This is a genomic window from Chelatococcus sp. GCM10030263, from assembly GCF_042666455.1.
Lineage (GTDB): Bacteria > Pseudomonadota > Alphaproteobacteria > Rhizobiales > Beijerinckiaceae > Chelatococcus.
Map to the genome: position 1 here is coordinate 611809 of NZ_JBHTDB010000002.1, position 23338 is coordinate 635146.

Annotated in this window: 18 protein-coding genes; 13 read left to right on the forward strand and 5 right to left on the reverse strand. The window is 65.4% G+C overall.

All coding sequences use genetic code 11. The features are described 5' to 3' along the window. Nucleotides 1-313 precede the first annotated feature (313 nt). From ACFQU1_RS02760 to ACFQU1_RS02770, 3 genes are all read left to right on the forward strand, one after another. A complete protein-coding gene (locus ACFQU1_RS02760; protein WP_378128978.1) occupies nt 314-2107 on the forward strand; it encodes an acyl-CoA dehydrogenase C-terminal domain-containing protein in 1794 nt (597 codons plus the stop codon). A gap of 37 nt (nt 2108-2144) precedes the next feature. Further along, nucleotides 2145-3353, forward strand: coding sequence for an acetyl-CoA C-acetyltransferase (locus ACFQU1_RS02765; RefSeq protein ID WP_378128980.1), 1209 nt, complete (start codon nt 2145-2147; stop codon nt 3351-3353). 207 nt (nt 3354-3560) lie between these two features. After that, nucleotides 3561-5768 (forward strand): 3-hydroxyacyl-CoA dehydrogenase NAD-binding domain-containing protein, encoded by a 2208-nt coding sequence (locus ACFQU1_RS02770; protein WP_378128982.1) that lies wholly within the window; start codon nt 3561-3563, stop codon nt 5766-5768. Nucleotides 5769-5835: 67 nt separating this feature from the next. Here ACFQU1_RS02770 and ACFQU1_RS02775 read toward each other — a convergent pair whose 3' ends face one another. Continuing rightward, nucleotides 5836-9399, reverse strand: coding sequence for a NahK/ErcS family hybrid sensor histidine kinase/response regulator (locus tag ACFQU1_RS02775; protein WP_378128984.1), 3564 nt, complete (start codon nt 9397-9399; stop codon nt 5836-5838). Nucleotides 9400-9791: 392 nt separating this feature from the next. On the opposite strand from ACFQU1_RS02775, the gene mscL reads away from it, so the two are divergent. Then, nucleotides 9792-10229 (forward strand): large conductance mechanosensitive channel protein MscL, encoded by a 438-nt coding sequence (gene mscL / locus ACFQU1_RS02780; RefSeq protein ID WP_378129747.1) that lies wholly within the window; start codon nt 9792-9794, stop codon nt 10227-10229. 10 nt (nt 10230-10239) lie between these two features. On the opposite strand, the gene ACFQU1_RS02785 is transcribed toward mscL, so the two are convergent. Further along, a complete protein-coding gene (locus tag ACFQU1_RS02785) occupies nt 10240-11460 on the reverse strand; it encodes a lytic murein transglycosylase (RefSeq protein WP_378128986.1) in 1221 nt (406 codons plus the stop codon). 413 nt (nt 11461-11873) lie between these two features. On the opposite strand from ACFQU1_RS02785, the gene ACFQU1_RS02790 reads away from it, so the two are divergent. Both ACFQU1_RS02790 and ACFQU1_RS02795 read left to right on the forward strand, forming a co-directional pair. Further along, a complete protein-coding gene (locus ACFQU1_RS02790) occupies nt 11874-12593 on the forward strand; it encodes a Crp/Fnr family transcriptional regulator (RefSeq protein ID WP_378128988.1) in 720 nt (239 codons plus the stop codon). A 221-nt stretch (nt 12594-12814) separates the two neighbouring features. Then, complete coding sequence (locus ACFQU1_RS02795; protein ID WP_378128990.1) at nt 12815-13534, forward strand: Crp/Fnr family transcriptional regulator; 720 nt, start codon at nt 12815-12817, stop codon at nt 13532-13534. Nucleotides 13535-13608: 74 nt separating this feature from the next. Here ACFQU1_RS02795 and ACFQU1_RS02800 read toward each other — a convergent pair whose 3' ends face one another. Beyond that, on the reverse strand, nt 13609-13845 hold the full coding sequence (locus tag ACFQU1_RS02800; RefSeq protein ID WP_378128992.1) for a hypothetical protein: 237 nt from the start codon (nt 13843-13845) through the stop codon (nt 13609-13611). A gap of 382 nt (nt 13846-14227) precedes the next feature. Between ACFQU1_RS02800 and ACFQU1_RS02805 the strand changes: the two genes are divergently transcribed. The 7 genes from ACFQU1_RS02805 (at nt 14228) to ACFQU1_RS02835 (ending at nt 20442) form a co-directional block, all read left to right on the forward strand. Then, the gene (locus ACFQU1_RS02805; RefSeq protein ID WP_378128994.1) at nt 14228-14842 is read left to right on the forward strand and encodes a ribonuclease D; all 615 of its coding nucleotides are present in this window, start codon (nt 14228-14230) and stop codon (nt 14840-14842) included. Nucleotides 14843-14923: 81 nt separating this feature from the next. Then, entirely contained in the window at nt 14924-15619 is a 696-nt protein-coding gene (gene lptC, locus ACFQU1_RS02810) for an LPS export ABC transporter periplasmic protein LptC (protein ID WP_378128996.1), read from the forward strand. A gap of 7 nt (nt 15620-15626) precedes the next feature. Beyond that, nucleotides 15627-16238 (forward strand): LptA/OstA family protein, encoded by a 612-nt coding sequence (locus ACFQU1_RS02815; protein ID WP_378128998.1) that lies wholly within the window; start codon nt 15627-15629, stop codon nt 16236-16238. Nucleotides 16239-16333: 95 nt separating this feature from the next. Next, a complete protein-coding gene (gene lptB / locus ACFQU1_RS02820) occupies nt 16334-17176 on the forward strand; it encodes an LPS export ABC transporter ATP-binding protein (RefSeq protein WP_378129000.1) in 843 nt (280 codons plus the stop codon). Between the two features lie 159 nt (nt 17177-17335). Continuing rightward, on the forward strand, nt 17336-18895 hold the full coding sequence (gene rpoN, locus ACFQU1_RS02825) for an RNA polymerase factor sigma-54 (RefSeq protein WP_378129002.1): 1560 nt from the start codon (nt 17336-17338) through the stop codon (nt 18893-18895). Between the two features lie 428 nt (nt 18896-19323). Then, a complete protein-coding gene (gene ptsN, locus ACFQU1_RS02830) occupies nt 19324-19788 on the forward strand; it encodes a PTS IIA-like nitrogen regulatory protein PtsN (protein WP_378129004.1) in 465 nt (154 codons plus the stop codon). Nucleotides 19789-19821: 33 nt separating this feature from the next. Beyond that, on the forward strand, nt 19822-20442 hold the full coding sequence (locus ACFQU1_RS02835; RefSeq protein ID WP_378129006.1) for a flavin reductase family protein: 621 nt from the start codon (nt 19822-19824) through the stop codon (nt 20440-20442). Here ACFQU1_RS02835 and ACFQU1_RS02840 read toward each other — a convergent pair. Continuing rightward, entirely contained in the window at nt 20402-21160 is a 759-nt protein-coding gene (locus ACFQU1_RS02840) for an endonuclease/exonuclease/phosphatase family protein (RefSeq protein WP_378129009.1), read from the reverse strand. The genes ACFQU1_RS02835 and ACFQU1_RS02840 overlap by 41 nt on opposite strands. Continuing rightward, nucleotides 21157-23325: a VTT domain-containing protein gene (locus ACFQU1_RS02845; RefSeq protein WP_378129011.1), complete on the reverse strand. Its 2169-nt coding sequence runs from the start codon at nt 23323-23325 to the stop codon at nt 21157-21159. Before ACFQU1_RS02845 ends, ACFQU1_RS02840 begins: the two co-directional genes overlap by 4 nt. Nucleotides 23326-23338: the final 13 nt, after the last annotated feature.

Consider the following 23338-nt stretch of genomic DNA (forward strand, 5'->3'; position numbering starts at 1 on the left):
CCTCGCCGACTCACTCTTTTCAATTTACGGTTAACGCTGAGTTAATGATTTCTCTGCGTCCTGCGGCGCTCCCTTCATCGTCGTGACATCGTCGTCGGGGCACTGAGCGCGTAAGAAGTCGCCGGTCAGCGTCGAGCGTGCGTCAGCGGGAGTGCTCGGGCCGATTGGCAAATGCCCCGGCGATCCCTAGCTATGAATGACGGACGGCCGGCGGGCTGGTGTGAGCGGGTGACGAGGCGCCGCCGACCTCGTCGAGCCGGCCGCTCGGCCGGCGGGACATCAACTGGGCTCCGGCCCGACGGGAGGGAATATCGTGGCGACCTACAAAGCCCCGGTACAAGAGGTGCTGTTCCTGCTCAATCACGTCTTTCCCATTGCGGATTACGGCCATCTCCCCGCTTTTGCTGAGGTCACGCCGGATCTCGCGAATGCGGTGCTGGAGGAAGCGGCCAAGGTCGCGGAAGAGGTGCTCGCTCCCTTGAACCGTGCGGGCGATCGCCAGGGCTGCCGGTTCCATCCCGACGGTACGGTGACCACGCCCGAGGGCTTCGCCAAAGCCCATGACGATTTTGCCAAGGGCGGTTGGATCGGGCTCGCCGCCGATCCCGAATATGGCGGACAAGGCCTGCCCTATACCCTCGCGGCGGTCATCGACGAATTCGCTTCTTCCGCCAACATGGCCTTCGCCATGTATCCGGGTCTGACGCAGGGCGCGATCGCTGCGCTGATGCAGCACGGCGCCCCCGAGCAGAAGAAGATTTATCTGCCGCCCATGATCGCCGGGACCTGGACCGGCACCATGAACCTGACCGAGCCGCATTGCGGCACCGATCTCGGGCTGATTCGCACGAAGGCTGCCGCCAATGGCGACGGCACCTATGCCATCACCGGGACGAAGATCTTCATTTCGTCGGGCGAGCACGACCTCGCCGCCAATATCGTCCATCTTGTGCTGGCGCGCATCGAAGGTGCGCCGGCCGGCACCAAGGGCCTGAGCCTTTTCATCGTGCCGAAGTTCCTGCCCGGTGACGACGGTTCGCTCGGCGCGCGCAATGGCCTCGTTTGCGGCTCCATTGAGGAGAAGATGGGCATCCACGGCAACGCGACTTGCGTCATGAACTACGAAGGGGCCACCGGCTTTCTCATCGGCGAGGAAAACCGCGGGCTCCAGGCAATGTTCACGATGATGAACGAGGCGCGGCTCGGCGTTGGCATCCAAGGGCTTGCCCTATCGGAGGCCGCCTATCAGCACGCCGCGGCTTATGCCCGCGAGCGCCTGCAAGGCCGTGCGCTCACGGGCCCCGCCTTTCCCGACAAGCCAGCCGATCCCATCATCGTCCACCCGGACGTGCGCCGCACGCTGCTCACGATCAAGGCTTTCAACCAGGCGGCCCGCGCGCTCGTCATCTGGACATCGCTCAAGGCCGACGTGGCTCGCCAGGCGACCGACGATGCGGAACGGCAGGCGGCGGAGGATCACCTCGGCCTCCTGACACCCGTCATCAAGGGCGTGCTTACTGATATCGGTTTCGATAACACGGTGCGAGCCCAGCAGGTGTTCGGCGGCCATGGCTATATCGCCGAAACCGGCGTGGAACAGTTCGTGCGCGACGCGCGCATCGCCATGCTCTACGAGGGCGCCAACGGCATCCAGGCGCTGGATCTTGTTGGCCGCAAGCTGCCACGCGACGCCGGCCGTGCCATGCTCGGCTTCATCGGCGAGGTCACCGGCTTTCTCGGCGAGAATGCCGGGAACGAAGCGCTCGCGCCCTTCGTCGAGAACATGCGGACGTCGCTTGGCCATCTGCAGGACGCCTCCATGTGGTTCATGCGCAATGCCCTCGGTAGGCCCGACCATGCCGGCACCGGTGCGACCGACTACATGCATCTCTTCGGCCTCGTCGCCCTGGGCTATATGTCGCTGCGCATCGCCAAGGCGGCAGCGGAGCGCAAGGCTGCGGCTCCGGGCGAGGCGGCGGCCATGGATGCCAAGCTGGTCGGCGTCCGTTTCTTCATGGAGCGGCTCTTGCCGGAGACGGCGACGCGCCATGCCCGCATCACAGCCGGCGCCGACGCGGTGATGGCAATGCCCGCCGAGATGTTCTGAGTGACCGCGGCCGGCCCGCGCTGCACGGAGAGATCTGATGCCCGATGCTTTCATCTATGACCATGTCCGGACCCCACGCGGCCGCGGCAAGCCGGACGGCGCCCTGCATGAGGTGACGGCGTTGCAGCTCGCGGCGGGTGTGCTCGGCGCGCTCAAGGAGCGTAACGGGCTCGATACCCGGCTCGTCGACGATGTCGTCCTCGGCTGCGTCGATCCCATCGGCGAGGCGGGCGGCGACATCGCACGCGCTGCGGTCTTCGCCGCCGATTACGGCCACCACGTGCCGGGCATGCAGATTAACCGCTTCTGCGCCTCCGGGCTCGACGCGGTGAATATGGCGGCGGCCCAGGTCATGTCCGGCCAGCACGAGATGGCGATCGGCGGTGGGGTGGAATCCATGAGCCGCATCGGTATCGGCGCTTCCGGCGGGGCCTGGCCGGTCGATCCGTCAGTTGCGATCAAGTCCTATTTCATGCCGCAGGGCGTCTCGGCAGACCTCATCGCCACGCGCTACGGCTTCAGCCGTGCCGAGGTCGACGCCTATGCCGCCGAGAGCCAGCGCCGGGCGGCCGAATCCTGGGGCGATGGGCGTTTCGCCCGGTCTGTCGCTCCGGTCAGGGACGTCAACGGCCTCACCATCCTCGACCGCGACGAGCATATGCGTCCGGGCACGACGGTCGAGAGCCTTTCGGCCCTCAAGCCCTCCTTCACGCAGATCGGCGAACTCGGCGGCTTCGATGCGGTCGCCATAGCTGCCCACCCCGAAGTCGAAGCAATCGACCACGTGCATCATGCCGGCAACTCTTCCGGCATCGTCGATGGCGCTGCCGCCGTGCTCGTCGGCTCCGCCGCGGCAGGCCGGGCGGCGGGCCTCACACCGCGCGCCCGCATCCGGGCCTTCGCCAATATCGGCTCCGATCCCGCCTTCATGCTGACCGGGCCGGTCGATGTCACCCGCAAGGTTCTCGACCGCGCCGGCATGACGCTGGCCGATATCGATCTCTTCGAGGTCAACGAGGCCTTTGCCGCCGTGGTGCTGCGTTACATGCAGGCGTTCCAGCTCGATCCGGCGATCGTCAATGTGAATGGCGGGGCTATCGCCATGGGCCATCCGCTCGGTGCGACGGGGGCGATGATCCTCGGCACCGTGCTCGACGAATTGGAGCGGCGGCAGAAGACGACGGCGCTCGTCACGCTCTGCATCGGCGCGGGCATGGGCACCGCGACCATCATCGAGAGGATGTAAGGTGCAGCCATTGCCCTCATCGGGGCCCTCGGTCCCGCCGCGCGGAGGACCCTCGCCTCGAGGGCAGGCGTCTCCGAGCTCCGCTCGAATCTACCCTCCCCTTCGCAAGTCGGGTCTACCCGACTTGCACACTCTTCGAGCAACTCGGGAACACCCGAGTTGCATGGGGAGGGATCTGGCCGCCGCGATGTTTCAGGGAGGCAGCATATGAACCTCACCCAGTTCCGCTTCGAGGTCGATGCCGACGGCATCGCGCTCGCCACCTGGGACATGCCGGATCGCTCGATGAACGTCATCACCGTTGCGGTGATGGACGAGCTCGGCACCATCATCGACAAAGTCGTCGAAGACGCGGCCATCAAGGGCTGCGTCATCACCTCGGGCAAGGAGACATTTTCCGGCGGTGCCGACCTCTCCATGTTGCAGGATCTCGGCCGCGGCTTTGCCGAGCTCGCCAAGACGAAGGGCGAGGCGGAGGCCATGCAGGTGTTCTTCGACGAGTCGCGGCGGCTATCGGTGCTTTACCGGCGGCTCGAGACCTGCGGCAAGCCCTTCGCTGCTGCCATCCACGGCGTCTGCGTCGGCGGCGCCTTCGAGCTCGCGCTCGCCTGCCATTATCGTGTGCTCTCCGACGCCGATGCGACGCGCGTCGGCCTGCCCGAGATCAAGGTCGGGCTCTTTCCAGGCGCCGGTGGCAGCCAGCGCCTGCCACGCCTCATGCCGACCCCCGATGCGCTTCAAATGATGGCCCGCGGCGAGCAGATCCGCCCGGCGCTCGCCAAGAAGGCCGGCATCGCCGGGGCGGTCGTGCCGCGCGAGGCGATCGTCGACACGGCCAAGGCTTGGATCCGCGACGGCGGCAAGGGCGTGGCGCCCTGGGACGAGCAGGGCTTCCGCCCGCCTTCGGGCCGCGTCTATTCGCCCGCCGGCATGCAGATCTGGCCGCCGGCCAATGCCATCTACCGGCGTGAGACGCAGGACAATTACCCCGCCGCCCGCGCCCTCTTGCAGGCCGTCTATGAAGGCCTCCAACTTCCTATGGATCAGGCGCTCAGGGTCGAGAGCCGCTATTTTGCGGCCGTCCTGCGCTCGCCCGTCGCCGCGGCCATGATCCGCACGCTCTTTCTGTCGAAACAGGAGCTCGACAAGGGCGCGCGGCGTCCGCGTGGCCTGCCGCCCGCAAAGCCAGCGACCGTCGGCATCGTCGGTGCCGGCTTCATGGGCGCCGGCATCGCCTATGTCACGGCGCTCGCCGGCATGAATGTCGTGCTCGTCGACCGCGACCAGGAGACGGCCGAGAAGGGCAAGGGCCTGTCGCACAAGCTCATGTCCGACCAGATCATGAAGGGCCGCGCCAAGACGGCCGACCGCGACCAGCTTCTCGCCCGGATCACCGCGGCCGCCGATTATGCCGCGCTCAAGGATTGCGACCTCGTCGTCGAGGCGGTCTTCGAGGACCCGCGCGTCAAGGCCGAGGTGCTCGCGCAGGTTGACGCGGTGCTGAAGGAGGGGGCGATCCTCGCTACCAACACCTCCACTTTGCCGATCGGCGGGCTCGCGCAGCATGTGAAGGCGCCCGAGCGTTTCGTCGGCATTCATTTCTTCTCGCCCGTCGAGAAGATGCTGCTCGTGGAGGTCATCCGCGGCGCTCAGACCGGCGAGAAGGCTCTGGCGGTTGCGCTCGATTTCGTTCGCGCCCTCAAGAAGACGCCGATCGTCGTCAACGACGCCCGCGGCTTTTACGCCAACCGCTGCGTGCTCGCCTATGTCCGCGAAGGACATCTCATGCTCGGCGAGGGCATTCCCCCCGCGATGATCGAGAATGTCGCCCGTCAGGCCGGCATGCCGGTCGGTCCGCTCGCCTTGAACGACGAGGTGGCGCTCGATCTCGCCCTGCGTATCCTCAAGGCCACCAAGGAGCAGGTCGGGCCGGATGCCGTCGACCCGGCACAGGAGGCCTTGCTCGTCCGCATGGTCGAGGGCGAAGCGCGCTTGGGCCGCAAGAACGGCAAAGGTTTCTACGACTACCCCGAGGGCGGGCCGAAGCGCCTCTGGCCGGGACTGCGCGACTTCCAGACGATGCCGCGCGATCCGGATGGGGTCGATGTCGCGGTCTTGAAGCAGCGCTTCCTCGTCGTGCAGGCGCTCGAGGCGGCGCGCGCCATGGAAGAGAAGGTGCTGACGGACCCGCGCGAAGGTGATGTCGGGGCGATCCTTGGCTTCGGCTTCGCGCCGTTCACGGGCGGCCCCCTGTCCTATATCGACGGCATGGGCGCGGCGACCTTCGTCGGCCTCGCGCAGCGGCTCGCCGATGTGCACGGCCCACGTTTCCGGCCCGGCGCGCTCCTCCTGGAGATGGCGAAGACCGGCGCGCGCTTCTATGGACCGGCAGGCGATCTGGGGCAGGCGGCCTGATCAGCTCGCCGGTTGTTCCGGGGCACCCCTGCACCGCGCGGTCCCGGAACGACGCTCGTCGACCAGCTTATTCCGCCGCGATCGCGGCCGCGGCGCGCCAATGCACGAAGAGCGCGCGCAGGGCCGCCGGCTTGAGCGGCTTCTCCAGGAGATGCACGCCCTCCGCCCGGGCGCGGTTGCGCACCTCCTGCGAGCGGTCGGCGGTGACGAGCACGCCCGGCAGATTGCGGCCGAGCTTCTCGCGCAGGGCGAGGATGGCGGCGATGCCATCGCCCTCGTCCAGGTGATAATCGGCCACCAGCACGTCGGGTGAGAAGCCGCCATCGACCTCCGCCATGGCGGACGTCAACCCGTCGGCGGTCGCGACGCGACAGCCCCAGCTCGTGAAGAGCACGCGCATGCCGTCCGCGACGATTGGCTCATTGTCGATGGCGAGCACAGCGAAGTCGTTGAGCCGCGCCGTGCCCGAGATCGGTGCCCCGGTTGCCGCAACGGCGAGCGGAGGCTCGCTGGCAAGCGCCACCTCGACGCTGAACATCGACCCCTGGCCGGGACGCGAGCGCAAGGTGACGGGGTGATGGAGGACGCGGGCGATGCGCTCGACGATCGACAGGCCGAGCCCGAGCCCGCGTGTCGCCTGCGCCGCATCGAGGCGCTGGAACTCGCGAAAGATCACGCGGTGTTGCGACGCGGGGATGCCGAGCCCGGTGTCCCAGACCTCGACCCGCAGGGTGCCGCGAGCGGTGCGCCGGCAGCCGACGAGCACGCGCCCTGTGGGCGTGTATTTGATGGCGTTGGAAACGAGGTTCTGCAGGAGCCGGCGCAGGAGCCGCCGGTCCGACCGCACCGCGAGCGACGAGCGCACGAAGGTCAGCGCGACGCCCTTCTCCTGCGCCATGGGCTCGAACTCCCGATGGAGCTGGCTCATCAGGTCGTCGATCTGAAAATTCGTGAGCTCGGCGCGGAGCGCGCCGGCATCGAGCCGGGCGATGTCGAGCAGCGCGGTGAGAATTTCTTCCACCGTGTCGAGCGAGGCCTGCACATTCTCGGCGAGCGAGGGATCGCTCTCTCGGCGGTCGCGCTCGGCGAGCGCCGTTGCATAGAGCCGCGCTGCATTGAGCGGCTGCAGGATGTCGTGGCTCGCCGCCGCCAGAAAGCGCGTCTTGGAGGCATTGGCGTCCTCGGCTTCGCCCTTAGCGCGCACGAGCGCGTCGTTCAGCTGCTCGAGCTCCTCGGTGCGCTCCCTGACGCGCCGTTCCAAGGTCTCGTTGGCGCGCGCAAGCTCCTCCTCGGCGGCGACCGTCTCGGTGATGTCGGTATAGGTCGTGACGAGGCCGCCATCCGGTAGCTGGTTGGAGCGGATCTCGATGACATTGCCCTTGGGGTACAGCCTGAGCCGCATCGGCCCGGGGTCGCTCACCAGGGTTTCCAGACGCGCCGCCAGGAGCTGTTCCGGCTGGCCATCGCCATAGGCGCCGCGCTCGATATTGAAGCGCACGATCTCGTCGAGGCCGACGCCGACGCGCACGAGATGGGGCGGCAGGTCGTAGAGGTCGCAGAATGCCCTGTTCCAGCACATCAGCCGCAGGTCCTTGTCGAACACGGTGATGCCCTGGCTCGCGTGATCGAGCCCGTGCTGCAGCAGGTCGCGGTTGTATTGGATAGCGGCCGAGGCGTCGTCGAGCAGCTTCAGGGCGGCGGTGGCCGACACATTGCGCCTGAGAAGCAGCGACAGCACGAGGCGCGAGGAAGCTGCGCCGATGGCCGAGGCCAGAAGATGCTCCGCCTGGCGCAGAAGGTGGAGATCCGCCTCGCTGTCGTCCGTGAGCGGCCCGCCGCGCGCCGTCGTGAAGGCGGCGAAGGAATGGTCCGCCCGCTCGGCGCCGAGATAGCGCGCGACCGTCGCGCGGAGTTCGGCAACGCTCACAGACGAGCGGCGCAGGCGCAGGTTTTGCGTCAGCGTCGCACCCGGCTGCTGGCGCTTGCCGGTGAAGACCTTGGCCTGCAGAAGCTCCAGGGCACTCGCTGGTCGCAGCAGCGAGAAGCCGATATAGGCCACGATATTGAGCGCCAGGCTCCACAGCACGCCATGGGTGAGCACCGGGAAATCGGTTCCGAACAGGGCCGTCGGCCGGAGCGCCGCAATGCCGAAGGGACCGTCGGCGATAAGCGATGCGAGCACCCCTTCCGCGGGCGCGAGGCTGGGCAGAAAGAGCGTATAGCCCCATGCGGCAAATCCAAGGGCGAGGCCTGCACCTGCGCCGCGCGCAGTGGCCCGCCGCCAGAACAGGCCTCCGAAGAAGGATGGCGCGATCTGCGCGACGGCCGCGAAGGAGAGGAAGCCGATCGCCGCGAGCTGCGCATCGCCGGCCATGCGGAAATAGGCATAGCCGAGGAGGATGACGGCGACGATGGCGACCCGCCGCACGGTCAGCACGAAGGTGCCGAGATCGCCCGTGCCTTCGCCCGGGGCCGAGGCCAGATCCATGTCGCCGGACCGACGGCGTGTCCACGTCCGCCGCCGCAGCACGATCGGCATTACGATGTCGTTGGAAATCATGATCGCAAGCGCTACCGAATCGACGATCACCATGGCGGTCGCCGCCGAGAGGCCGCCGATGAAGGCAATGAGCGCGATCACCCCGGAATCGACCGACAAGGGCAGGGCGAGCACCGTCATGTCGCGATCGACCGTGCCCGCGGGGAAGCTGATCTCGCCCGCAAGCGTCAGCGGCAGCACGAAGAGATTGATGAGCACGAGATAGAGCGGAAAGAGCCAGGCCGCGACCTTCACGTCGCCGAGATTGCGGTTCTCGACGATTGCCATGTGGAACTGCCGCGGCAGCAGCAGCGCTGCGGCGCTCGACAGCAGCACCATGGTGAGGAAGGACAGGGGATCCGACGTTCCAGCCACGATGCGACCATCCGGCCGATGCGCGGCGGCGCGCGTGAGGATGTCGGCGACGCCGTCGAACATCCAATAGGTGACGAAGAGTCCGACGGTGAGGAAGGCGACGAGCTTGATGGCGGATTCGGCAGCAATCGCGAGCACCAGACCGTTCTGCGGCTTGGTCGCGTCGATCTGCCGGGTACCAAAGGCGACCGCAAAGGCCGCGAGCACGCAGGCGACGACGAAGGCGAGATCCCCGAAGATCGGCGGTGAAGACCAGCCCGCGGAGCGGGTCGCATCCAGGAAGACGCCGAGCGAGTTCGACACGGCTTTGAGCTGGAGCGCGATATAGGGCACCGTGCCGACGACCGCGATCAGCGCCACGAAGGCCGCGATGCGATCGTTCTTGCCGTAGCGCGCCGCGACGAAATCGGCGATCGTCGTGATGTTCTGCGATTTGGCGAGCCGCACGATCCGCATCACCAGCGGGGCGCCGAGGCCGATGACGAGGATCGGACCGATATAGATCGTCAGGAAGTCGAAGCCGGACTTTTCAGCGAGCCCGACGCCGCCGAAGAAGGTCCAAGACGTGCAGTAGACGGCGAGCGCAAGCGCATAAACGACCGCGCCTGAACGCCCGGCGAGAAGACCGCCGCCGAACAGGGTGCCGGCGCGTGCGATCGCGAAGAGGCCGCACAGATAGACCAGCGCGGATAGGGCGACCGCCCAATCGGCGATCATGGCCAAGCCCTCGGGTCTGTGCACATCGGCTTAAAGGCGCTTCCCACATCGTATTGTGTTTAACCACAGCAAATTGCTCGAAATTCCGGATAATGCAACAGCCCCCATTGCGATGCAGCGACGCCGCTCTCGGAGGCTTCGAAGGTGTGTGCCGGGCGCGAAAGCGATTGCAGGTGGTAGTCATTCGTTCCCTGGCTGTTCATAATGTCGCGAATCGGTCGAGAAGAACCTCCGATGCGTCGTGCGCGTAAGAGAAGAACGGTGCGGTCGTTCGGCTTTCGCAGCCACTGCTTGGGAGAGAGCTGAGATCTGGCCTCGTCACCGGTGGATCGGCAGGTCATTACGTACTGCGCTTGTCACTCGTCTCGGTAAGGAAGGGTCTGCACATGGCGATCGTCAGGGAATTTCGTGAATTCGCTCTCAAGGGCAATGTCGTCGACCTCGCGATTGGCGTGATCATCGGCGCGGCGTTCAGCCGGATCGTCGAATCTCTCGTCAACGACCTTTTCAATCCGATACTCGGCGCCATCACAGGCGGCGGCTTCAATTTCGCGAATTATTTCATTCCCTTGAGCGGCACCGTCACGGCGACGAGCCTGGCCGAAGCGCGGCAGCAGGGCGCGGTGCTCGCCTGGGGCAATTTCGTCACCGTCGCTATCAATTTTCTCATCGTCGCCTGGGTGCTCTTCCTGGTGGTCAAGGCCATCAACAGGCTTCGGCGTCGCGAAATCACCGAACAAAAGCCGGCGGAGGCACCGGCCGATGTGAAACTGCTGACGGAAATCCGTGACTTGCTCGCCGCCGGACGGGGCCCTGCCGGGCCGCGCTAGCCGTGTTCGATCAGGGCTGCCGCAGGCGCTCCAAAAGCTCTGGCGTCGGGTAGGAATCGGCCGGCAGGCCGTAGCGCAACTGCGCGGCTCTGACGGCCGCACGCGTCGCTAGGCCCAGCTTGCCGTCGGGTGGCCCGCTGTCGAGCCCGCGGGCGGCAAGCAGGCGCTGCAGTTCGGTCAACTCGTGCGTCCCGAGCGGCACGACCTCGCCGCGCCCGCGTCCGAGCCGCGGCGCGCCGGCAAGCCGCGTGGCGAGATAAGCCGCCGTCGTCGAATAGACGAGCGACTTGTTCCACGTCAGGAAAACGCCGAAATTTTCATAGGCCAGAAAGGCCGGTCCCATGCGTCCGAGCGGCAGCAGAAGCGAGGCCTGGAGCTCGCTCGGCGGCAGCGGCTGGCCGTTCGGCAGGCGCACACCCCATTCCGCCCAGGTCGACTGCGGATGCCTGACGGCGAGATCCGCCTGCGTCCAATCGAGGTTCGCCGGGACGTTGACCTCCACCAGCCAGGGCTCGCCGCGGCGCCAGCCATGGGCCACGAGCAGATTGGCAGCCGAAGCGAGCGCGTCGGCGCGGCTGTGCAGAAGATCGCGGCGGCCGTCGCCATCCTCGTCGACGCCATAGGCGAGATAATAGGACGGCATGAATTGGAACTGGCCGAGTTCGCCAGCCCAGGCGCCGCGCATCTGGTCGGCCGTCAGATCGCCCCTGGCGATGATCTTGAGGGCATCGCGTAGCTCGCCGCGAAACATCTCCGGCCGCCGGCAGTCATAGGCGAGCGTGGCGAGCGATCTCAGCGTCGCCATCGTCCCCATGTTGGCGCCGAAGTCGGTCTCGAGGCCCCAGAGCGCGACAATGACCGGAGCGGGGACGCCGTAAGTTTCGGTGATATGCTCGAAGAGCTGGCCCTCGGATTTGATGAAGCGGCCGCCGCGCTGCAAGCGGTCGGCCGAGACCATCCGATCGGAAAACTGCAGGAAGCTCTGCTGGAAGACGCCTTGGCCGCGATCACGGGCGATGACGCGCGGATCATAGGTTAGCCCGTCGAGGGCCCCGAGCGCTCTCTCCGGAATATCGACAGTGGCCGCATCGCGCCGGAACTGGCCGAGCCATGTCTCAAATGGCTGCTGATCGGGGCAGGTCTCGGCAGAGGCTTCCGGCGGATAGGCCAGTGCCGCGATGGCAGTCGCCGCGCAGACCACAGCGGCAACCAGGAATTGCCGGATCGTCATCATGCTCATCCCTTGCTGTCGTGCCCCCACGGCTTTCGGTCGGTGGCTGCGGCCCGTGAAGAGTTTGGGGCAACCGCCCAACCGGTCAAGGCGCATGCCGGACGAGGGTGAACGGATGCTGAGGGCGATCGTCGGCTTGCACTGCTGGGCGAAAAGTCCGGTGGCCGGCGTTTCAAGTGCCGCAGCGCCCCACCCGCAGTCGACAACGCTTCGCCCACGCAGCAGGACTGGAAAAATCACAAGGGAGTCAAGGTGGTGTCTAACGCGCGATTTCTGCGCGTGCCGGACGAAACGATAACATATGTAAGTGCGCGCCGCGAAGTGAGTTCTTACGCGATAACTTTGCGCACCCTTCTCTCCCAGGCACTCGACCTCGGCGATCGGTTGTGTCGCTCCGACCGCTGGATCTTTGTATGTCGCATGCACTTCTATTGAATTTAGGACAGCACGACAGCATTCCCGCACAGGAGAAGGATTTGCTGATGCGGGCTTTTACCCGGGAAAGGGTCTTCTCCGTCGACCAGGATATCGTCTCGATCAATAGTCGCCCCACACATACATCCGTGATTCTCGACGGCATGGCCGCCCGTTACAAGGTGCTGGCCGATGGCCGACGGCAGATTACGGCCGTTCATATCCCTGGCGATTTCGTCGATTTGCACGGCTTTATTCTGAAAAAGATGGATCACGGCGTCGTGGCGCTGTCGCCCTGCCGGGTCGCCATGGCGGAGCATGATGCGCTTCGCAGGATCACCGAGAGCTCGCCCCATTTGACGCGGCTTCTCTGGTTGGAGACGCTGATCGACGGCGCCATTCACCGGGAATGGCTCGTCGCCATGGGACGCCGCAAGAAAACGGCCCATCTCGCCCACTTTATTTGCGAATTATTCGTGCGGCTGCAGATCGTTCAACGGACGGACGGCAACAGTTTTCATCTGCCGCTGTCCCAAGTCGAGCTGGCCGACGTCCTCGGTATCTCGGTCGTTCACTTCAACCGTGTGCTGCAACATTTGCGCCGCCAGAAGCTGGTCGCCTGGAGCAGCCATACCGTGACGATCTTAAATCTCACGCGACTGATGGAGGTGGCCGAATTCGATCCGACCTACCTAAGCTTGCAGTTCGAGTCGCGATGACGGCACCCGCCGTGAGTGATCGAATGGACTGGTGCTACATTGATGGCAGTGCCACGAAAGGTTAAGCTAAAGCTTGAAGCGGATGCGGCCGGGACGGTCTCATCTCCGCCCGCCGTGAGCTTTAGGCAGCCGTGCCGGCGACGGTCCTCGCGATTAGAGGGCGCGGTGGCGCCACGTGAGCCGTCTGTTGGGGGTCTTGCAGAGCTTGGAGGAGCCGTGCCGTGACGAATCCATTCCTGCTCAATCTCGAACGTCGAGACCGGCTGTCCGATGCCGAGCGAAGCATTGTCGAGGCCATGTCCCGTCGTCAGCGCCGGGTTGCCGCCAACCGCGACATTGTCCGTGAAGGGGATCGGCCCACCGAGAGCTGCCTGGTACTGTCCGGGTTCTCGGCCCGCTACAACGTGCTCGGCGATGGTAGGCGCCAGATAACGGCCATCCATATCCCTGGAGAGTTCATCGATCTGCACAGTCTGTTGCTCGCCCGACTCGATCACAGCGTCGTGGCCCTGACCGACTGCATGATCGCAACGGTTCCGCACGAATACCTGAAGGAATTGACCCAGACGGAGCCTCATTTCACGCGAATGCTGTGGCTGCTCACCGTCACGGACGCCGCTGTCTTCCGGCAGTGGTTGGTGGCCTCGGGGCGTCTCACCTCGGTCGGCCAGATCGCGCATTTCCTGTGCGAGCTCTTTGTCCGGCTGCAGGTCATCGGCATGACGGAAGGCTTCAACTTCCGGCTGCCGATCAGCCAGGCTGAACTCAGCGATGCGATGGGGCTCTCGGTCGTGCACGTCAACCGCACGATTCAGGAGCTCCGCCGCAGGGGCTTGATCATCTGGGAGGGCGAAGAAATCCGAATTCTGGACTGGGTCAGTCTGCAGCGCGTCGGCGAATTCGACCCGACCTATCTCAATCTGGAAAACGAGCCGCGCTGATCGGGCGCTTGTGGCGGTTGGCGGCACTCGGCCGTCACCGTGCCGAAGCCAGGCGCCGTGGTGCCGAAGCGCTATCAGCTCGCCTTGGACGCGCCTGAATTGTCGAAGGCGACGTTCCGCCCCTTCCGGATCGCCGTCGCCGCGACGAGCTTCATCAAGTCATCGTCCGACAGGCTGCAATCAGGTAGTGCGGCGCGGATCGTGATGAGCGCCTGGCCGGTTGAAACCGGCACGTTCGCGGGCTGCCATGACTCGAGATATTGGTCGATCACTTTTCGGATCGCGCCTTCCATGGACGGGTCTTTACGCATCGCAACCTTCCTTGCAGAAGGCCACCCTGCGGTAACGCCCAAACGGCCGCGATAACAAATGTTATCAGGGCTAGCCGATTGTGCCGAAAAGGATGCAGCCGCCATGGGGGGCAGGCTTCATAATGTGCTCAAGAACTGCGGCGCTGGGCCGAACGGATCGGCGGCCATCGAGGCCACCATCCCTCGGGCTTGAGGCTTGGTATAACGCTTGCTTGTCGCGTCGGCGCCCCGGATGCTAAAGGTCGCTCGACGGGGGTGACGTGAGGTCGCGGTCGCGTTTCGGGGGTGGGATTGCGGATCCGCGCGACACGTGGCGCACTGACCCGCTGCTGGCGCTGGTCCGTTTCACTTTCAGCATTGTTTTTGTTGTTTAGAGGCTTGAATGAGCATTCGTCTGCATCGTGGGGATCTTCCGGCCGGTCTCGATTTCGGGGCCGCGGTCGCCGTCGATACCGAGACCCTTGGGCTCAACCCTCTCCGCGACCGGCTCTGCGTCGTGCAGCTGTCGCGGGGAGACGGCACCGCCGAGGTCGTGCAGATCCCGCGTGACGGTCCGCCGCCGGCCAATCTCATCCGGCTTCTCGGCGATCCCGGCGTTCTCAAAATCTTTCACTTCGCCCGCTTTGATATCGCCGTACTTTATCACTATCTGGGTGTCATGCCGGGACCGGTCTATTGCACCAAGATCGCGTCCAAACTGACGCGTACCTATACCGATCGGCACGGCCTGAAGGATCTCTTGCGAGAAATGCTCGGCGTCGATATCTCCAAGCAGCAGCAATCCTCGGATTGGGGCGCCGAAAAGCTCACCGATGCGCAGGTGGCTTATGCGGCGTCGGACGTTCTTCACCTGCACGGCTTGAAGGAAAAGCTCGATCTTCTTCTGGCGCGGGAAGGGCGTACCGACATCGCCGCCGCCTGCTTCGGCTTCCTGCCGACGCGTGCACGTCTCGATCTGCTGGGCTGGAACGAGGTTGACATCTTCGCTCATAGCTGAGGCGGCACAGGACGCCCACGGCCGGGGTCACAACTTTGCCATGCGCTTCCGGTACTTAGGTGTGGCTGTACGAGTTCACGAATGATGGACCAGACGACCTTGAGAATGAACCCGGTCATGGACGGGATGCCGGCCAAGACGCCTGCCGATCGCGCCTACCGCGCGGCGGTGCGCCATTCCATGCGCGTCAGGTTCCTGAAGAAGGCCATTCCCATCGGATCGGCGATCGCCACAGCCCTGGTGGTGTTCGTCGGATTCTTCGACCCATTCGGCCGGTTGGGCGGCTTGACGGTCGGGCCGATGAGCCTCTCCGGCACCAAGATCACCATGGACGCGCCGAAGCTTCGGGGCTATCGCGCCGGCTCGCGACCCTACGAGATGACGGCGGCCTCCGCCTCCCAAGACGCGCTCAAGCCCAATCTGGTGGAGCTCAACGAGATCCGCGGGCAAGTCACGCTCGAAAACAACGCCCTCGCCCATATCGAGGCGACGACGGGCGTCTACAATTCGCAGACCGAGAAGTTGGAGCTCGCCGGCCGGGTGAATGTTCGCACCGACACGGGCTATAATGCGCATCTCACCACCGCCTCGGTGGACTTCAAAGGCGGCAAGGTGAGCTCGACCGAGCCGGTAACGGTGGACATTGGCAACGGATCCATTAAGGCGGATAGGCTTGACATCGATGACAACGGCAAGCGCATCGTCTTCGAAGGGCGAGTGCGGGCCATCATGGATGCCGAACAGGCCAAAGCCGGTCCCGTCAAACCGAGATCCTGAGACAAAAATGAAGCCCCGCCTTGTCCCGCATGTCTGCTTCGCCCTGGCTGTGACCATGGCGATGGTCGCGGCCGGCGCCGCCCTCGCCCAGACCCCGCCCCAGCGCAATTCGCCGCTCGGCGGTCTCGGCAACAACAAGGAGCCGATCAAGATCGACGCCGATCGGCTTGACATCTTCGACAAGGAGCAGCGCGCCACCTTCACCGGCAATGTGATTGCCGTGCAGGGCGACACCACCATGCGCTGCTCGCTCCTGAACGTCTATTACGAGCAGAGCGCCATGGGCGGAGCGCAGCAGCAGCCTTCAGCGCCGCCCGGCACCGACAACAGCAATGTTCGCCGGCTCGATTGCAAGGGGCCGGTGACCGTGGTCTCCAAGGAACAGACGGCAACCGGCGACGAAGCCGTGTTCGACCGCGGCGACAACAAGGTCGTGCTCACCGGACGCGTAACCTTGAGCCAGGGGCCGAACGTGCAGCAATGCCACCGCATCGTGTATAATCTCGACACGAGCATCGCTAACTGCGAGTCACGGCCCGGCGGCCGTGTCCAGGGCGTCTTCGTGCCCGGCAGCAACACTCCGGCACAAGCGCGGCCGGGCGCTGCCCCACGCCGCTGAGCTCGTTTGAGGATGATCGACCACAACTCGCCCGCGATGCAGCGCTGTACGCCTCTCGGACGTGCCGAGGCCGACGTGTTCCGATGGATCTCTTGATGGACCAGCCAGTCGCCAAATTCCGGAACCAGCCGGCGCAGGACCGCTATGGCGAAGGTTACGACGCATCGGGGGCGGAAGCTGCCGATCAGGGCGGCGGCTGGCGGTCGATCGCCGGTCCAGGCGTTCTATCCGTCCACGGCCTGCAGAAGAGCTACCGCGGTCGCGCCGTGGTGCAGGACGCGACGCTTCATTTGCGCAACGGCGAGGCTGTCGGCCTTCTCGGCCCGAACGGCGCCGGCAAGACCACAATCTTCTACATGATCACCGGCCTCGTCGGGGCCGACCGCGGCGTCATCACGCTCGACGGCCACGACATCACGCAGCTGCCGATGTACCGGCGCGCGCGGCTCGGCATCGGCTATCTGCCGCAGGAGGCTTCGATCTTCCGGGGCCTCACCGTCGAGGAGAACATCCGCGCCGTGCTCGAGGTGGTCGAGCCGAACCGCAAGGAGCGTGAGCGCAAACTCAACGAGCTCCTGGAAGAGTTCGACATCGCCCGCCTGCGCCGGTCACCCTCGATCGCCCTGTCCGGTGGTGAGCGTCGGCGCTGCGAAATCGCCCGGGCGCTGGCCGGCGATCCCTCCTTCATGCTCCTCGACGAGCCTTTCGCCGGCATCGACCCGATCGCTGTCGGCGACATTCAGAACCTCGTGCGCCACCTCACTCGCCGCGGCATCGGCGTGCTGATTACCGACCACAACGTGCGCGAGACGCTCGGCCTGATCGACAGGGCCTATATCATCCACTCGGGCCGCGTGCTGACCGAAGGCACGCCTCAAGCCATTATCGCCGACCGGGACGTCCGGCGCCTTTATCTCGGCGAGGATTTTCAGCTTTAGCGGAAACGACTCCGAGAAATCTTCTCTGCGCTCAAGAATGCAGCCGGCGCAGCGGCGAGGGCCTGCCGTGCATGTCACGCGCCTTTGACGTGACGAGCGCAACCGGATAGAGATTGACGCAAGAATTGTGCCGGCCGGTGGGGGGCGCAGGCGTCAGCGATGGCTCTTTCTCACAGATTGGAATTGCGCCAGGGACAATCCCTGGTGATGACGCCGCAGCTTCTGCAGGCGATCAAACTGCTGCAGCTGTCGCATTTCGAGTTGATGGCCCATGTGGAGGCCGAGCTCGAGACCAACCCGCTGCTCGAACGGGCCGATGATGGCCCGGACGAGACTTTCGATGCCGAAGACCGCCGGCCCGACGCCCGGGCGGACGAGGGGCCGCAAAACGCACCGGACGAGCCGGCCGACTGGGCGGCGTCCGAGACGACGATGGAACGTGAGGCGATCGAGGCGGATTTCGGCACCACTTTCGACAATGTCTTTCAGGACGACGCGCCCATACGGTCTGTGGAGGGACCTGGGACCGGGGACCAGTTGCCCATTACCTCGTCCTTATGGAGCGGCGTCAGCGGCGGCGGCGGCTTCGACGATATCGATGCCGGTTTCGAAGCGACGCTCACCGAGGAGGTGACGCTTCACAGCCATCTCAACGCCCAGCTCGACCTCGCCACCACCGATCCGGTGTCGCTGCTCATCGGGCGCTTCATAATCGATGCCATCGATGAGAACGGCTATCTCACCGAGTCGCTCGAAGCGATCACCGAGCGGCTCGGCCTCGACATCGCCCGCATCGAACTGGTGCTCAAACGCATCCACGGCTTCGATCCGTCCGGTGTCGGCGCGCGAAACCTCGCCGAATGTCTCAGCATCCAGCTAATGGAGCGCGATCGCTTCGATCCGGCAATGCAGTCGCTCGTCGCCAATCTGGCGCTCGTGGCACGGCGTGACATCGCCGCCTTGAGGCGCGTCTGCGGCGTCAACGACGAAGACATCGCCGATATGCTCGCTGAAATCCGGCGGCTCGACCCCAAGCCCGGCCGCGCCTTCGGCCATGCTCCCCTGCAGCCCCTCGTGCCGGACGTCTTCGTCCGCGCGGCGCCCGACGGCAGCTGGCTCATCGATCTCAACAGCGAGACGCTGCCGCGCGTGCTGGTCAACCAGAGCTATCACGCCAAGGTCTCGCGCCATACCCGCAGCGAGGCCGACAAGGCCTATCTCGCCGATTGCCTGCAGAACGCCACCTGGCTGCAGCGCAGCCTCGAGCAGCGCGCCAAGACCATCCTCAAGGTCGCCTCGGAGATCGTGCGCCAGCAGGATAGCTTCTTCGCCTATGGGGCCGAGCATCTGCGGCCACTGAACCTCAAAACCATCGCCGACGCGATCGGCCTGCACGAATCGACCGTGTCGCGTGTCACCTCCAACAAGGCGATCGGCACGAGTCGCGGTGTCTTCCCCATGAAATATTTCTTCTCGGCGGCGATCGCCGGCGTTCCCGGTGGGGAAAGCCACTCCGCCGAAGCGGTGCGGCACCGCATCAAGCAGATGATCGATCAGGAAACGTCGAATGATGTGCTGTCCGATGATGCGATAGTCCAGAAGCTGCGCGACAGCGGCATCGACATCGCCCGGCGGACGGTGGCCAAATATCGCGAGTCCTTGCGCATTCCGTCATCTGTGGAGCGCCGGCGCCGCAACCAGGACGCTTATAGTCAATAGGTAGCATCCTGCGATTGTCTGGCGCGCGTTGACACCGCGGGGCCGGCTTTCTACCACTGCCGCCCGGAATCGCGACTAGGCGATGGCCGCGATGCGCCAGGGGAGGGAATCAATGAAATCGCCGATTGTGCACAGGCTTGATGCACAGGATGCGAGCGCACGCCGCCGGTTCCGGAAGCCGATGCAGCGCCTTCGTCTCCATGGCCACCAAGCGGTTGGAAGCTTCACCGGGGCCGGACGTGCCGCTCATTTGTCCCGGACATGCTCTAGCGGTGGTCTTCGCAACGTCGTATATCCTCATGGACACGAGCCGCGGTGGCATCCGCGCGGACGGTGTTTCGAGGAACAGGCCTGAAGTCGTATCGGCCCAATTGGGCCGTTCCACAACGCTCTCGCGGGGGCGGCTTTTGCCGCACGTACTCAAGACGATGGCTCTGACCGAAATCATATCTCCCAATGCCGTGTTGCCGTCCCTCAAGGTCAACGGCAAGAAACAGGCTCTCCAGGAAGTGGCGACGCATGCCGGCCGGCTTTTGGGCCTGGACGAGCGCGAAGTCTTCGAGACGCTGTTGCAACGCGAGCGCCTCGGCTCGACCGGCATCGGCGACGGTATTGCGATTCCCCACGGCAAGCTCGCCCGCATGGACCGGCTCTTCGGACTGATGGCGCGGCTCGAGCGGCCGATCGATTTCGAGGCGCTCGACGGGCAGCCCGTCGACATCATCTTCCTGCTGCTCGCGCCGGAGACCGCCGGCGCCGACCATCTGAAGGCGCTGGCGCGCATCGCCCGGCTATTGCGCGAGCCGGGGCTCGTCGACAGCATCCGCGCCACGCGTGATGCCTCCGCGCTCTACGCGCTCCTGACCCAGAGCCCGGTGTCCAGCTCCGCCTGAGCCAGGTGGTGGCCAAACAGGTCTTCTCGAGACATGTATTTCTACGAGCCGTCGCGCGGCCATGGGCTGCCTCACGATCCCTTCAATGCGATCATCGGCCCGCGGCCGATCGGCTGGATCGCGTCGCGTGCCAAGGACGGCGTGCTCAATCTCGCGCCCTACAGCTTCTTCAACGCCTTCAACTATAAGCCGCCGATCATCGGCTTTTCCTCCACGGGCCGGAAGGACACCGTCCGCAACATCGGCGAGACCGGTCAATTCGTCTGGAACCTAGCGACCCGCCGCTTGGCGACGGCCATGAATGTGACCTCCACCACGCTGCCGGCCTCCGTCGACGAATTCGCGCTGGCCGGCCTCACGCCGGCGGCCTGCCGTCTCGTCGACGTGCCGCGTGTGGCGGAGAGCCCGGTCGCCATGGAATGCGTCAAGGTCGACATCATCCAGCTCAAGTCGGCGGCCGGCGAGCCTGTCGAGTCTTGGCTCACACTCGGCGAGGTCGTGGGCGTTCACATCGATGACGGGCTATTGAAGGATGGCGTCTATGACACGGCCGCCGCTCTGCCGATTCTGCGAGCGGGTGGGGTCGGCGGCTATGCGCAGATCTCTCCCGAGGTCATGTTCGAGATGATCCGCCCGGACGCGCTGCGGAAATAGCCTCGTCCGCCTTCAGGATGCGGATCTCGGCGATGACGGGCAGATGGTCCGAGCACTGCCGCGCGTCCGTGTCGGTCCAGCAGCGCACCAGCCGGCAGGGCAGGCGGCAATAGACCCGGTCCAGCCGGAGCCGCGGCCATCGGGCGGGAAAGGTCGCGAGCATCGTCCGTTCCGGCAGCACCGCGGCGAGCGTGCTGCGCACTTTGCCGAATGAGAACCAGTCGTTGAAGTCGCCCAGCATCACCGTCGCGAGGCCTTCCTGTTCCAAGGCCATGGACGTCAGCATCTTCGCCTGGCGGCGGCGCTCGGTGATCGCGAGCCCGAGGTGAACGGCGACCAGATGCAGGTCTCCCTGCTCGGTCTCGATCACCGTCTCGATGGCCGAGCGCGGCTCCCGTCGTCCCATGGAAAGGTCGTGCAGCGTGACATTGCGGATCTGCCAGCGGCTGAAGACCGAATGACCATAATGACCGTCGGGTGCGGTGATCGTGCGTGCCTCGGCGACATGCCCGTTCTCCGCATGAAGAGCTGTGAGCGGGGCGAGACAGGCCGGATCGCGCCCGCGCGTGTCGACTTCCTGCAGCGCAACGATATCGGGGGCATGCCGGCCGATGAGCGCAGCGATTCGCTCGAGCTCGAAGCGCCCGTCCGGGCCCACACCCCTGTGGATGTTCCAGGTCATCAGCCGGATGGTGCGCTCGTCGCGCGGCAGGGTCACCGGGCGGGCTCCCGATAGCGGCTGACGAAGAACTGCAGGCAGAGCGACAGAAGAAGCCACAACAGGAAGAAGCCGGCCAGCATGGCCGCGTCCGCCGCCGACGGATTGCTGATCAGCGCGACGAGCTGGCGCCCGAGCGCCGACATAACGACGAGGCCGGGCAGAAGCCCGAGCAAGGTACCGGCGATATAGTCGACGATGCGGACTTCGACGGCGCCGGCCACGAGATTGACGAAGGTGAAGGGCGCGATCGGCACCATGCGAATGGTAGCGATCGTCAGGATGCCGTGATTGACGAGGTGCCGGCGTATCCGGTTGATGCGCGGGCCCATGTAGCGGCGCAGCTTCGAGGCTCCGACCAGACGGCCAACGAGATAGGTGGCGACCGCGCTCGTCATCGCGCCGACGCCGGCGAGCAAGGCGCCTTGCCATCCGGTGAAGACGGCCATGGTGGCGAGCATCAGCACCGTGACGGGAAAGGCCACAAAGCCTGTCAGCACGAAGGTGACGATCACCGCGGCCGGTCCCCAAGGCCGCTCGGCGATGGACTGGAGCGCCTGCGCGAGCCGCGTTGGCTCCGCGAAGGGGGAATATTGCCAGGCGAGAAGAATGAGGAGCACCGCCGCGAGCACGGCACCGATCTTCAGCCCCATGGGCAGCATGCGTCGCCAGGACTTACCGCTCGGTGCCGTTTCGTTGTCGTAGAGCGGTTCGATGGGGTCGGCGATCGCGTCGAAGGCGACGTCGATATCGCTCGGCTTGTCGGTGACCGGGACGAGGCGGCGATGATCGACCGATTGCGCATCGAGCCCCGCAAAGACCGAGCCGGTCTCCGCGATAGACACGCCGAGTTCGGCGGCCTCGGCGCCCGCATGTTCCGCGAGCAGCCGGTCGCGGATCGTGCGGATCGCCGCACGCGTGGCATCTTCCTCCGGGCCTTGTGCAATCACCACGAGGTCGCATTCGGTGTCGAGGCCCATGGACCGGTTGCACAGGTTTGACGAGCCGACCCGCAACATGCGGTCGTCGACGATCATCAGCTTGGAATGGACCATGACGGGCGTTGTCTCCCCGTCGGCCTCGACCTCCGGATAGAGAAGCCGCACCTGGTCGGTGACCCCCGCCCGCCGCAGGATCTCCATGAAGCGCATACGGCCTCCCAGCATGCTCTGCTGTTCGATCCAGCTCGCATAGGCCTTGGGCACGATGATGACGACCTCGAGCTCCGGCCGCTCAGCGAGCTGTGCCGCCAGTCGCTCGGCCGTGCGCTCGCAGGTGAGGAACTGATTCTCGATATAGAGGCTGCGCTCGGCCGCGCTGACCATATCGGCGTAAAGGGCCTCCACTTCGCGGATTTCGGGCTCCTCGCCAAAGCGAGGTTGCGTGCGCGCGATGCCGATCTCGACGTCGCGCAGGATGGGCTCGACGGAGCCCGGCCAGGGACGATGGTTCGGATCTTCATTGCGCGGTGGAATGTTCTCACAGGCCGCGCGCGCCCAGCGCTCGCGCATGAGCTCTCCGAGCGCCGCCGCCGCATCGCCGTCCACGACCATCTGCACGTCGTGAAAAGGCGGGTAGCGGACACCGCGCGGGTCGGTGCGCAACGGATTGTCCGGACGATGCTCGGGCGTGTCCCACCGCCGCCGGGTCAGATCGAGGCCGCCGGCAAAGGCGAGCTTATCGTCGATGATCACGAGCTTCTGGTGATGGGACGCGCCGATCGGCAGCACGTCGTCGAGGCAGAGGTCGATTTGCGGCGGTGTCTTCCAGAAGAGCGAGTAAACGGGCGCAAGCTCGCGTTCGAAGGAGAAGACCACGGAATAATCCCACAGCAGCAGGCGCACCCTGAGCTTGGGATTGCGCTTCACGAGGGCTGTGAGAAAGGCCACCAGCGCCTCAGGCAGGCCGTCGTCCGCCGATCCCGTCGGACCGACGAGCCGCATCTGGCTGTCGAGGTCCCAGCCGACGATATGGATCGTTTCGCGCGCCTGGAGCATGGCCTCGCGCAGCGCGCCGAAATAGGCCGCGCCGTCCACCAGCACGGCGGCGCGCCGGGCCGCCTCCACCCGCCACACGTTGCGGCCTGGTTCCAACCGGGTGCGGTCGAGCGCGCGAGCGTGGGGCGCGCCGTCCCCTATGTCTTGGCGCGACGGGTCATTCAGCAAGATTGTCCGGCTC

Bases quoted from the DNA above. Each gene is read 5' to 3' on its own strand.
- ACFQU1_RS02815 (WP_378128998.1), top strand. From the start codon at position 15,627: ATGAAGCCCCGCCTTGTCCCGCATGTCTGCTTCGCCCTGGCTGTGACC.
- ACFQU1_RS02775 (WP_378128984.1), bottom strand. From the start codon at position 9,399: ATGATCGCCGATTGGGCGGTCGCCCTATCCGCGCTGGTCTATCTGTGC.
- ACFQU1_RS02765 (WP_378128980.1), top strand. From the start codon at position 2,145: ATGCCCGATGCTTTCATCTATGACCATGTCCGGACCCCACGCGGCCGC.
- ACFQU1_RS02805 (WP_378128994.1), top strand. From the start codon at position 14,228: ATGAGCATTCGTCTGCATCGTGGGGATCTTCCGGCCGGTCTCGATTTC.
- ACFQU1_RS02800 (WP_378128992.1), bottom strand. From the start codon at position 13,845: ATGCGTAAAGACCCGTCCATGGAAGGCGCGATCCGAAAAGTGATCGAC.
- ACFQU1_RS02770 (WP_378128982.1), top strand. From the start codon at position 3,561: ATGAACCTCACCCAGTTCCGCTTCGAGGTCGATGCCGACGGCATCGCG.
- ptsN (WP_378129004.1), top strand. From the start codon at position 19,324: ATGGCTCTGACCGAAATCATATCTCCCAATGCCGTGTTGCCGTCCCTC.
- lptB (WP_378129000.1), top strand. From the start codon at position 16,334: ATGGACCAGCCAGTCGCCAAATTCCGGAACCAGCCGGCGCAGGACCGC.
- lptC (WP_378128996.1), top strand. From the start codon at position 14,924: ATGATGGACCAGACGACCTTGAGAATGAACCCGGTCATGGACGGGATG.
- ACFQU1_RS02785 (WP_378128986.1), bottom strand. From the start codon at position 11,460: ATGACGATCCGGCAATTCCTGGTTGCCGCTGTGGTCTGCGCGGCGACT.
- rpoN (WP_378129002.1), top strand. From the start codon at position 17,336: ATGGCTCTTTCTCACAGATTGGAATTGCGCCAGGGACAATCCCTGGTG.
- ACFQU1_RS02835 (WP_378129006.1), top strand. From the start codon at position 19,822: ATGTATTTCTACGAGCCGTCGCGCGGCCATGGGCTGCCTCACGATCCC.
- ACFQU1_RS02790 (WP_378128988.1), top strand. From the start codon at position 11,874: ATGTCGCATGCACTTCTATTGAATTTAGGACAGCACGACAGCATTCCC.